Here is a 12,154-nt window from a genome sequence, read left to right as displayed (position 1 = left end):
CAATGGTAAGCTGTCTGGTATTTGATAAATCATAAACAGAGCTACATAATGTCAGAACGTAATGAATTTGATGTTGCAGAGTTACGCCGCGAATATGTCCGTGGCGGGTTAAGACGTAAAGATTTGACTAAAGAACCCATCGAACTTTTTGAACGTTGGCTCAAGCAGGCATGTGAAGCCAAATTGTATGATCCAACGGCAATGTGTATTGCAACGGTCGATGAGAATGGTCAACCATATCAACGTATTGTGTTATTGAAGCATTTTGATACCAATAGTTTGGTTTTTTATACAAATTTAGGCAGCCGAAAAGCGAAACATTTGGCGCAGAATAACAAAATCAGTCTTCATTTCCCTTGGCATCCACTGGAAAGGCAGGTTTCTTTTCTGGGTAAAGCTGAACGCCTTTCTCCTGTTGAAGTGGTGAAATATTTCCATAGTCGCCCCAAAGATAGCCAGATTGCTGCATGGGTGTCGCAACAATCTTCCCGTATTTCCACACGTGGTGTTTTGGAAGGGAAATTCCTTGAACTAAAACAGAAATTCCTAAATGGTGAGGTTCCTTTACCCAGCTTTTGGGGAGGATTTAAAGTGACCTTTGATTCTGTTGAGTTTTGGCAGGGTGGTGCAAATCGGCTCCATGACCGGTTTATTTATCAACGGGAAGGCGATAGCTGGCATATTGACAGGCTTGCACCATAAATCGTGGATTACTATTTTTAGTACTGGCACTTATAGTATTGGCGCTTTATGCTATGCCGCACTCTTTTTGAATCGCGATTTATATACCCTATAGATTTCAAGATGCATCGAGACGGCAAGGGAGCGGATCCCCGGGCGCATAGCGAACTCTGTGACCGGGGTGAGCGAGTGCAGCCAACAAAGAGGCAACTTGAAAGATAACGGGTATACAACAGACAAAATAAATAAACTGATGGAGCCATTAATGTCTAGCAATAACCTGATAAAACAACTGCAAGAGCGGGGCCTCATTGCCCAGGTTACGGATGAAAATGCGTTAGTAGAGAGACTGGCGCAAGGCCCTGTTTCCCTCTATTGTGGTTTCGATCCGACCGCTGACAGCTTGCATTTGGGGCATCTGGTTCCCTTGCTGTGTTTAAAACGATTCCAGCTGGCCGGGCATAAGCCTGTGGCGTTGGTCGGTGGGGCTACGGGTTTGATTGGCGATCCAAGCTTCAAAGCCACTGAACGTAAATTGAATACCGAAGATACCGTTAAAGAGTGGGTAGAAAAAATCCGCCGGCAGGTTTCACCTTTCCTGGATTTTGATTGTGGTGAGAACAGCGCTAAAACAGCCAATAATTATGATTGGTTTGGCAACATGGATGTTTTGACTTTCCTGCGTGATATCGGCAAACATTTCTCGGTTAATCAGATGATTAACAAAGAAGCGGTTAAACAGCGTTTGAACCGTGATGATGTGGGTATTTCTTTCACTGAGTTTTCTTATAATTTGCTGCAATCGTATGACTTTGCCCGCCTGAATGAAGTGCATGGTGTTGAGTTGCAGATTGGTGGTTCTGACCAGTGGGGGAATATTACTTCAGGTATTGATTTAACCCGTCGTATCAACCAGAAACAAGTATTTGGTATGACTGTTCCTCTGATTACTAAATCTGATGGCACTAAATTTGGTAAGACAGAAGGTGGGGCTGTTTGGTTGGATCCGAAGAAAACCAGTCCATACAAATTCTATCAATTCTGGATTAACACTGCGGATGCTGATGTCTATCGCTTCCTGAAATTCTTTACCTTTATGAGTCTTGAAGATATTGATGCTTTGGAAGAAGAAGACAGAAATAGCGGCAAAGCGCCTCGTGCTCAGTACGAGTTGGCAGAACAGGTCACCGGCATGGTGCACGGTGCAGAAGGGGTGGCAGCCGCTAAACGTATTACAGAAAGTTTGTTCTCCGGTGCAGTCGCTGATTTGACCGAAGAGGATTTTGCTCAACTGGCACAGGATGGTATGCCTGTAATCGAGTTGGAAAAAGGCGCAGATTTGCAACAAGCTTTGGTTAATGCCGGGTTAGTCCCTTCCCGTGGTCAAGCACGGACTATGATTAGTTCCAACGCTGTTGCGGTTAATGGTGAAAAGCAGTCTGAACCTGAATATGTGTTTACTAACAGTAATTGTCTGTTTGATCGTTACACATTGTTGCGTCGTGGCAAAAAACACGATTGCTTGATCTGCTGGAAATAACCAATATTGCGTATATACCCAATAGATTTCAAGTTGCAGCGCGGCGGCAAGTGAACGCATCCCCAGGAGCATAGATAACTTTGTGACTGGGATAAATGAAAGCAGCCAACAAAGCAGCAACTTGAAAAATGAAGGGTATAAATGGGCAACGGTAATGTTGCCCTTTTTCTTACCCTAACTTTATCTTACAAACAGAAGCCAGAATAAAAATATAGGCCACAATTGTGAAAAATATCCTTTCGATTCAATCTCATGTTGTTTTTGGGCACGCTGGTAACAGCGCTGCGGAATTCCCTATGCGTCGGATGGGGGTAAATGTCTGGCCGTTGAACACCGTCCAGTTTTCAAATCACACCCAATATGCTCAATGGAAAGGGTGTGTTATGCCGGCTAACCATCTCACCGAAATCGTTCAGGGTATTGAAGAAATTGAACAGCTCAAATCTTGTAGTGCAGTTTTGAGTGGATATATCGGTTCACCAGAGCAGGGTAGTCATATTATCGATATAGTGAAACGGGTAAAGGCGGCGAATCCTGATGCTTGGTATTTCTGTGATCCTGTTATGGGACATCCAGAAAAAGGTTGTATTGTTGCCCCCGGGGTTGCTGAATTTTTGTGTGAAAAAGCGCTCCCTGTGAGTGATGTCATTGCACCAAATTTGCTGGAGCTTGAAACGCTCAGTATGCAGAAAGTGACCAATGTAGAACAGGCGGTTACGGCTGCCCGATCTCTGTGCGAAAGAGGACCGGATGTTGTACTGGTTAAACATCTTAGTCGTGCTGGTTATCGGGCTGATCGTTTTGAAATGCTATTAGTGACTCAAGAGCATAGTTGGCATGTTAGTCGGCTTTTAGTGGATTTTGGCGAACGTCAGCCGGTTGGTGTTGGTGATTTAACCAGCGGTTTGCTATTAGTTAATCTATTAAAAGGAGAGTCTTTACAAACGGCTCTTGAACATGTCGCTGCTGCGGTTTATGAAGTTATGATAACAACCAAAGATATGGATGAATATGAGTTACAGATTGTAGCTGCTCAAGACAGAATGGTGACGCCTGACCATGAATTTCGTGCGACACAATTAGATTAATACGTAATTAGATTAATAATGTATTTAACCGTTCCACTGATGTTGTGTGGAACGGTTTGTTTATCTGTAGATCAAATTAATCCTTCAGCTTTCAATGCATCACGAACGTTTGGACGTTCTGCAATTTTTTCCTGATAGGCTTTAAGATGTATCAGGCCGGATAAATCTAACTGAACCAAAGGTGCCCAGTTGCTGACCGTAAATAAATAGGCGTCAGCAACAGTAAAATTATCTCCGGCAATGTAGGGCTGGTTTGCCAATACTTCATCTATATAATGGAATTTTTTAAGTAGATAATTAATAGCAACAGGAAGATAATTGTCTGGTGTTCCTGGTAAAAATAGTGGTGAATACCCTTTATGAATCTCACTGGAAATATAACTAAGACATTCGAGCTGGTGATATCGCTCCATCGTCCCGGCGGGTGCAATTAATTTTTTCTCCGGTTTCTGGTCTGCAATATATTGAACAATAACAGATCCTTCGGTAAGGATCTCATTGTTATCTAACAGAAGAGTTGGTACCTGGCCTTTTGGGTTAACTGCGAGAAAATCGTCGCCGTTCTCTGTTTTTTTCGTTTTTAGATCAACTTTAATAACGCTGAAATCAAGCCCTGCTTCACGGAGTATGATGTGAGGAGATAGGGAACACGTTCCAGGTTGGTAATAAAGTTTCATGTATCGCTCCTTAAAAGTTTCCGGTAGTAAATACAATTTAAATTACAGGTTCTGGGACAAAGGAACTCAGCAAGGCTTTTGTCATAGCCTTGATATATATTATCACGATATATGGAAATATGTTATGTCAAATTGATATACCCGTTATCTTTCAAGTTACCTCTTTGTTGGCTGCACTCGCTCACCCCGGTCACATAGTTCGCTATGCTCCCGGGGATTCGCTCCCTTGCCGTCGCGATGCATCTTGAAATCTATAGGGTATAATTAAATAAATATAAGGTGTGTGATTGTATCGTGATGAGATTTTTTTATCTCTTTGTTTATATCATTGGTGTTCTGTTTTTTTAAAATATTTTTGAATAGATTGGTGGCTAATATAGAAGTTTAGTGTTAGTTCTGGATGCAGTTAATTATCCAGAACTGACTTGTATTTTGTGTTATATAGCATATTTTCAACTAATTATATTATAAAAAGTAAATAATAGAGATTGTTGATAATTTCATCTTATATTGGCTATAAGATGATTAATACATTATTCTTATTAAATAACTTATAATCATAAGAAAATAAATTGAATTTATCCGTAAAGTTACTAAAGTAAACCATGCATTGTCTATAGTTTCTTGTGAAAATATCTTTTTTATTTTCCTCGTTAAAATATTCAATTAACTCATTGTAAGTGTCGTTAATTGTTTTTATTTGTCCATTAAGCCTATTAACTGAATTGTTTATAGTTTCCAGGCTAAATGAAACATCTGATATGTTTAAAATGATTTCTTCCATCAATAGGTAAGTTTTATATATTTGATTTTTATCTTCTCCGTTGGGAATATTTTTTAATAATTTCTGAATTTTTATATGTGTTTTTCTGGCGAAATTTTTCTTATGCTCAAAGTTAATTTTAGATATTTCAAATGATTGTGGTATTTTTGAAATAAAATTATTTACTTTACTAAAATCTGATTCAATTTCTTTCAATGCATGACTGACTATGGCAATATAGCCATGACCTAAATATCCACAGCTAAGTGATCCTAAATAAGTTGTTACTTTTTTTATATTCTTAATAATTGTGTCAATATCTTGTTCATCGAAATTATATGCATATTCATAATTTTCCAGTGCTGATGGCCAGCCATATAATGATCCACTAAATTCACGCCAAAAAGAATCAATTTCTTGTGATGGGTCATAATTTTTAAGACATTCGGGTAGTTTTATATTCGTAATTGATTTGAACATATTGGATATAATTAAAAAGTCATTTTTCATTTTATGCACCTTGCTAAAATAATAAACATTATTAAATCCTATAAAAGTATGAAATATAATATCTGAACTAAAAGGTTAAAATGATAATAAAAATAAAATATTGTACTGGTAATCGACTTTATAAAAGTTAACTTATTGATTATATTAAAGGACAGATTACTGATTAGTGCAAGAAAATGAGATGATATTTTTTATTTCATTAAAATAATTATAAGGTGATATCATTTAACTCTTTAATTACAAAAGCTTTAATCGATTTTTTAAATATTTTTTATATTTTAATTTAAAACTGATTCTTATCTATTAGTGATAATTTAATTAAGTAATTAATCTATTGTTTTTATCTATAATATAAAGCCCAAAAAATTCACTTTTCGGGCCTTATTAAGTTAATAATCAATGATTATTAACCAGATTATCTTAATTCCAGCTCATTCATTGCTGCAATGCTAAAACCGCCATCCACATGCAGGATTTCACCGGTAATACCGCCGGACAGATCCGAGCATAAAAATGCCGCAGCGTTACCGACATCTTCAGTTGTTACCGTACGGCGAATTGGGTTAATGGATTCACAGTGAGCCAGCATTTTACGGAAATCTTTGATGCCGGAAGCGGCCAAAGTACGGATAGGACCAGCAGAGATACCGTTAACACGAATACCTTCCGCACCCATGGTGTTAGCCATATAACGAACGTTAGCTTCCAGAGATGCTTTTGCCAGGCCCATCACGTTATAGTTAGGGATTGCACGCTCTGCCCCTAAATAGGTGAGGGTCAGCAAAGCAGAATTTGGGTTCAGCATTTCACGGCAAGTTTTTGCCATAGCAACAAAGCTATAAGAGCTGATGTCGTGTGCGATTTTAAAGCCTTCGCGGGTAACGGCATTTACATAGTCACCATCCAACTGATCAGCAGGTGCAAAACCAATGGAGTGAACAAAACCATCAAATTTTGGCCAGATTTTACCCAATTCAGTGAACAGGGTTTCAATACTTTTATCTTCAGCAACATCGCAAGGCAGAACGATAGTTGAGCCTAGGGAAGCCGCAAATTCTTCAACACGAGGTTTCAACTTGTCATTCTGATAAGTGAAAGCCAGTTCGGCTCCCTGATCATGCATTGCTTTTGCAACACCATAAGCGATGGAGAGTTTACTGGCAACGCCAGTGATCAGAATGCGCTTGCCGGTCATAAAGCCCATAACAGTATCCTTGTGTGATAAAGCCAGTAATGATATTAATGGATTAGAATTGCTAACAGAGATAATATCAATATGGCATTTTATTGTTAATAAACCCAGTGATTCTATCACGCTGGAGAGAAATGTGCTGTATTTTGCGTTCTGCTCCGAGCAGTGATTATCGTTTTGTATGCGTCAAGGAATATCCTGTCGCCAAGCATCAGAGGTGAGTGGCTCACCGAAATGGCTGGCGATCAGGCGGCGGGTTATATCATGCAGAGGAGAAGCCAACACTTCAGCTGTATTTCCCCGTTCGATAACTTCGCCTTGATGCATGACTAGGACCTGATCGCTGATATGTTTCATCATGCCAAGATGCTGGGTAACATAGAGGTAAGAAATACCCTGCTTTTCCTGTAATTCCAACATCAGATTAATTATTTGAGAGCGCATAGACATATCAAGTGATGCTAATGCTTCATCGGCAATAATAATCTGAGGCTGTAATATTAATGCCCGCGCCAGTGCTACCCGCTGTTTTTGGCCTGAGGCTAACATATGTGGATAATAATTGGCATGGTCAGGCAGCAGGCCAACTTGCCGCAATGTTTGATTGATCCGTTTTTCCCGCTCGGTTGTATTGAGTTCTGTATTGAGCAGAAGAGGAACGTCAAGAATTTGCCCAATCCGCTGGCGAGGATTCAGTGAGGTGCTTGGATCCTGAAATATCATGCGAATGCGTTGACTGCGATAACTATAGTCACCATAAGTGAGTTTATGCCCTTCAATCATGATTTCGCCGGAAGTGGGTTCCATGACACCTGAAAGCATTTTTGCCAGGGTTGATTTGCCAGAACCGTTTTCACCAATAATCGCCAGGGTCTGTTTTGCCTTTAAGGTAAAGCTGACAGGTTTTACTGCGTCAAGATGCTGACGATGAAAAAAACCGGTACGATAACGGAAAGTTTTAGCTAAATTCCTGACTTCCAGCAGAGTATTAACCAATTACTGCTCCTCCAGATTTAATGGAAAATGGCAGGCAAAAGCATGGTTTTTAATTACCCGCAACCGTGGTGTTTCAATACAGGTTTTTTGTGCGTAAGGGCAGCGTGGACCTAAACGGCAGCCAATGGGCAGGTGCTCAAGGGATGGAATGGCACCGGGTAATGTATTTAATCTGCTTTTATGGGGCAGCGAGCTGCCGAAATCAGGAATCGCACGGCTTAACGCTTGTGTATAAGGATGGTGTGGTGTTACCAGCAATTCATTGGGCGCGGCGCTTTCGACAGTTTGACCACAATACAGAACATTAATGCGATCCACCAGTTTGCTCATGATTTGCAAGTCATGGCTTATCAGTAAAATTGTGGTGTTATTGTTCTGATTCAATCGTGCTAACAGACGGAAAATCTGAGCTTGCGTGGTTGGTTCCATCGCATTAGTGGGTTCATCTGCAATCAGCAAGCGTGGTTGGTTAGCCAATGCGATAGCAATCATCACTTTCTGGCATTCCCCTTCAGTTAATTCGTAAGGGAAGCTACTCATAATATCTTTATGATCTTTAATTCCCACACGGTGAAGTAACTCGATGACCCGGCGTTTTCGCCATTTGAAGCGTTGCCACCAACGGCCTTTATAAGTCCAGCCGGGAATTGCCTGAATAAGTTGCTGACCAATATTTTCAGAAGGATCAAGACAAGATTGTGGCTCCTGAAAAATCATTGAGATATTGTGGCCGATCACTTTTCGGCGCTGTCGGGGAGTCAGGCGCAGCAGATCAATATCATCGAAGCGAAAACGGTCAGCGGTCACTTTGAGATTATCTTTAGTGACCCCGCTTATCGCTTTGGCAATCAGGCTCTTGCCAGAGCCTGATTCACCAACCAGACCGCGTATTTCACCTTCTGTCAGTGAGATACTGACGCGATCAACGGCTTTAACTGGCCCTTTGGCAGTCATAAATTCAATAGTGAGATTGCGAATATCAAGTAATGGCATTATTCCACCCCGGAATTAATTGCACGGTGTAATCCATTACCCAGCAAATTGATTAACAAGACACTCACCATTATCGCCGCGCCGGGCAACATAACGGTCCAGGGCGCAACATAGATTAGCTCCAGCGAATCGCCCAACATAGCTCCCCATTCAGGTGAGGGAAGTTGGGCACCAAGATCAAGAAAACCAAGAGAAACGATATCAAGTATGGCAATCGAAAGGGCGCGGGTCAGCTCGCTGACCAATACGGCGGTAATGTTTGGTAATACGGCATACCATAGAATATGGTAATTGGAGGCCCCATCCAAGCGCGCGGCAATGACATACTCTTTATCCAGTTCATCATGAACCGCACTGTAAACTGTGCGAACGATACGTGGTAATAGCGCCAGCCAAATAGCGATTATGGCATGGGACAAACTGGCACCGACAAAAGCGACGACAATAATTGCCAGCAATAATGAAGGGATAGAAAGTAATGAATCAAGAATATGATTGAGTACGGCGGATTTCAGTCCCCGTGTCATACCTGCCAGACAACCGATGATCAGACCGCATAAAGCCGCTGCCAACGTGACCAGTAGTGCTGAACCGAACGTGGATGCCGTACCTATCAATAATCGGCTGAGAATGTCGCGCCCAAGATCATCGGTACCCAAAAAAAAGGCGATATTACCGTGATGTGACCACGAAGGTGGCAGCAACTGATGCCCAAGAAATTGTTGATCAAGCTGATAGGGTGCCAGATACCCCCCAAACAGACTGAGGGCAACCAGAATAAGTACCCCATAGAATCCCGTCATTGCCAGTATATCGGAAGAGAAAAAATGCCAGATGACCTTTATCGGTGACGGCATTTTCTTTTCACGATAAAAATTATCTAAGGGCATACCATTCCTTATGCTTCAGAGGGGTAGTCATCGCGCCAATGATATCAGACAGAACATTGACTAAAATAACCAGCGTGCCAATAACCATCACACCCGCAGAAATGGTGGAGTAATCTTGCTGGCGGATTGCACTGACTAACCAGTGACCAAGCCCCGGCCAGTTAAATACCAGTTCTGTCATCATAGCCAGTGTCAGCATGGTGGAAAATTGTAATCCCAGTTTCGGAATGATAGGAGGCAGCGCATTATGCAGGACATGACGACGGATAATTGTCAGCCTTGATAAACCCCGGGTTGAAGCGGCTTTAATGTAGTTTTCACCAAAAACTTCCTCTGTGCTGTTTCTCATCAGCCGGATAACTTCGGTTGTTGGTGCCACCGCGAGTGTGATCACGGGTAAGAGCAAGTGTTGCATGGTACTGATAATCATCTCATTGCGATAGGGTGATGTTGATAACCAGGCATCAATGAGTGAGAAACCTGTCACAGGCTCAATCTGATATAGCAGATCAAAGCGGCCAGAAACCGGTAGCCAGCCAAGATAAAGGGAAAAAAACAGGGTCAGTAATAACGCCAGCCAAAAAATTGGAATAGAAAACCCAACTAAGGCGATGGAAGTGATAACAGTATCCGCTGTTTTGTTACGCCACACCCCCGCAATAATACCCAGTGGAATACCGGCCAGTAAGGCGGCAGAGAAAGCCAGAATACAGAGCTCCATTGTGGCAGGAAACACTTCCCTTAGTTGTTCACTGATGAGTTCACCATTAATACTGGATACACCAAAATCCCATAACAATAAACTGTGGAAATAGAATGTATAAGCGTCAAACAGCGATGCGCCGCCGAGAGGGGCATTGGGGGTAAAGTAACTGAGGCTGAAACTTATCAGCGACAGGAAAAATAGCGTGATAATCAGTAATAGCAGACGACGGAGAATGTAAATAATCATTTGTCGTCCTTCTGAGTTGTTGGGTGAGTCTCTTTTTCCCGGTAAACACCGGCAAAAGAGGTATTCCCAAATGGACTGAGTATCAGCCCTTTAATATCGTAACGGTAAGCTTGCAAGCGCAAGGAGTAGGCTAATGGTAATACCGGTAATTGCTGTTCAAGAATTTGTTGAGCAGCATGATAATACTTTATTCGGGATAATAATTGTTGGTTAATCAAAGCCTGTTGCAAAATCTTATCAAATATTGGATGACACCAATGGCTGAAATTTGTCTGTGAAGCGATCGCAGCACAACTTAACAATGGCCGGAAAAAACTGTCTGGATCATTACTGTCAGTAGACCAGCCTGATAGCGTCATATCATGGGATTTATCCATCAGTTTGGTTTCCTGAAAGCGGCCTTCAACAGGTTTGATATGCATGGTAATACCTACCTGCGCTAAATCAGCCTGGATCAATTCTGCCATTTTAAGTGGACTTGGATTATAAGACTGAGAAGTGGAAGGGACCCATAAGCTCAATTGCATCCCATTCAATCCAAGGTCATTGAGCATTTTGCGGGATTTTTCCGGGTTATATTCTGTAATTTCAGCTTGATTATCATAAGCCCATGATGCCCGCGGTAAAATTGATGCGGCGGTTTCCGCCGTTCCATAATAAATGGATTGCATTAACCGCTGGTTATTAATTGCGTAGGCAATGGCTTGTCGAACCTGTAATTTATCAAGTGGTGGTTTGCTGGTATTGAAAGCCAGATAAGCGATATTCATTCCTGGGCGTAAAGTGAGGCGCAGGCGGGGATCGTCCCGCAGGACTTTAAGCTGACTGGCCGCGGGATAAGCTAATACATCACATTCGCCAGTTAAAAGTTTAGACATTCTCCCGGTGCCGCCGGCACCGACGTCAATAACGATTTGTTGCATCTGCGGCTTGCCTTTCCAGTATTTATCATGGCGAACCAGACGGATAAATTGCCTGGTTCGATGATTTTCCAGCATAAATGGGCCTGTGCCGACAGGTTTCCAGTCAATTTGCTCGTGGCGGTTCATTTCATGCAATTGCTGCCCATATTCTTGTGAAAGTATCGGGGCATAATGGGTTGCCAAATGCCAAAGAAAAGAAGCATCGGGTTCGTTCAGACGAAATTCCACCGTATATTTATCAATTTTACGGATACTTTGAATAGAATCGGCCAGTTGGAGACTGTCAAAATAGGGATAATGCCCGCCATTGACGTAATGATAATAGTGTTGCTTATCAAACAAACGTTTAAAGCTAAAAATGACGTCATCGGCATTCATTTTACGGGTCGGAGTAAACCAGCCTGTTGATTGAAATGAGACATTATGGCGCAAATAAAAACGGTATGTCGCGCCGTCATCCAGCGTTTCCCAGCGGGAGGCTAATTCAGGCAGCAGACGGTAAGTATAAGGGTCGACATCCAATAGACGTTCATAGAGTTGCGCTGCCAGAGTATCGACCGTTAAACCGCTGGTGGTCAGTTGCGGGTTAAAGGTATTCAGGTTGCCACTAACGCAATAAACAAATCCTTGCTGCCGGATATCAGCTGGAACCCGGGGCTTTTTTTCAGGCGTAGCCATTGTCTCTGCAATAGCCGGAGCTGAGAGGGATAATATGATCCAATAAATCAAACTACGCATATAAGGCATCTGTTATTAATTAGAATTGACACATTGTATCTCAATTAGCGCTTGAGCCCAAAAAAACCGGGCGATGACGATAATGAGAAAAATTCTCAATAAAGTGCTTTACAAATCGTATTGAGAAACATTATCATTTGTATCGCACTTCCGGGGAACAGTCTTTGTTATCCTAGGAAAGGCACGACATTGCTCACATTGCTTCCAGTGT

11 protein-coding genes are annotated in these 12,154 nt (G+C 41.9%); 3 read left to right on the top strand and 8 right to left on the bottom strand.

Annotation, left to right across the window (positions count from 1 at the left end):
• Window positions 1-48 precede the first annotated feature (48 nt).
• The 3 genes from pdxH to pdxY all read left to right on the top strand — a co-directional run bounded on the left by pdxH (window position 49) and on the right by pdxY (window position 3,309).
• Window positions 49-702, top strand: coding sequence for a pyridoxamine 5'-phosphate oxidase (pdxH, locus tag ACGF63_RS02235; protein ID WP_036849509.1), 654 nt, complete (start codon window positions 49-51; stop codon window positions 700-702).
• Between the two features lie 244 nt (window positions 703-946).
• Complete coding sequence (gene tyrS, locus ACGF63_RS02230) at window positions 947-2,221, top strand: tyrosine--tRNA ligase (protein ID WP_036849510.1); 1,275 nt, start codon at window positions 947-949, stop codon at window positions 2,219-2,221.
• A gap of 224 nt (window positions 2,222-2,445) precedes the next feature.
• A complete protein-coding gene (gene pdxY, locus ACGF63_RS02225) occupies window positions 2,446-3,309 on the top strand; it encodes a pyridoxal kinase PdxY (RefSeq protein ID WP_036849511.1) in 864 nt (287 codons plus the stop codon).
• Between the two features lie 71 nt (window positions 3,310-3,380).
• Here the strand turns inward: pdxY and gstA are convergent, their stop codons facing one another.
• The 8 genes from gstA to sapA form a co-directional block, all read right to left on the bottom strand.
• The gene (gene gstA, locus ACGF63_RS02220; RefSeq protein WP_036849512.1) at window positions 3,381-3,986 is read right to left on the bottom strand and encodes a glutathione transferase GstA; all 606 of its coding nucleotides are present in this window, start codon (window positions 3,984-3,986) and stop codon (window positions 3,381-3,383) included.
• Between the two features lie 514 nt (window positions 3,987-4,500).
• Window positions 4,501-5,259, bottom strand: a complete 759-nt coding sequence (locus tag ACGF63_RS02215) for a hypothetical protein (protein WP_387628561.1) — start codon at window positions 5,257-5,259, stop codon at window positions 4,501-4,503.
• 415 nt (window positions 5,260-5,674) lie between these two features.
• Window positions 5,675-6,463: an enoyl-ACP reductase FabI gene (fabI, locus tag ACGF63_RS02210; protein WP_036849514.1), complete on the bottom strand. Its 789-nt coding sequence runs from the start codon at window positions 6,461-6,463 to the stop codon at window positions 5,675-5,677.
• Between the two features lie 174 nt (window positions 6,464-6,637).
• A complete protein-coding gene (gene sapF, locus ACGF63_RS02205; protein ID WP_036849515.1) occupies window positions 6,638-7,447 on the bottom strand; it encodes a putrescine export ABC transporter ATP-binding protein SapF in 810 nt (269 codons plus the stop codon).
• On the bottom strand, window positions 7,448-8,440 hold the full coding sequence (sapD, locus tag ACGF63_RS02200; protein ID WP_152961876.1) for a putrescine export ABC transporter ATP-binding protein SapD: 993 nt from the start codon (window positions 8,438-8,440) through the stop codon (window positions 7,448-7,450). It lies immediately after the preceding gene.
• Entirely contained in the window at window positions 8,440-9,330 is an 891-nt protein-coding gene (gene sapC / locus ACGF63_RS02195) for a putrescine export ABC transporter permease SapC (protein ID WP_036849517.1), read from the bottom strand. The genes sapD and sapC overlap by 1 nt, the downstream gene beginning before the upstream one ends.
• Window positions 9,317-10,282 carry a putrescine export ABC transporter permease SapB gene (gene sapB, locus ACGF63_RS02190; protein ID WP_387628556.1) on the bottom strand — a complete coding sequence of 322 codons (966 nt, stop codon included), beginning with the start codon at window positions 10,280-10,282 and terminating at the stop codon, window positions 9,317-9,319. The genes sapC and sapB overlap by 14 nt, the downstream gene beginning before the upstream one ends.
• Entirely contained in the window at window positions 10,279-11,943 is a 1,665-nt protein-coding gene (gene sapA, locus ACGF63_RS02185; protein ID WP_036849519.1) for an ABC transporter substrate-binding protein SapA, read from the bottom strand. Before sapA ends, sapB begins: the two co-directional genes overlap by 4 nt.
• Window positions 11,944-12,154: the final 211 nt, after the last annotated feature.

This window comes from Photorhabdus sp. RM322S (assembly GCF_042879395.1).
GTDB lineage: Bacteria > Pseudomonadota > Gammaproteobacteria > Enterobacterales > Enterobacteriaceae > Photorhabdus > Photorhabdus khanii.
This window is presented reverse-complemented; position numbering and strand designations above follow the sequence as displayed.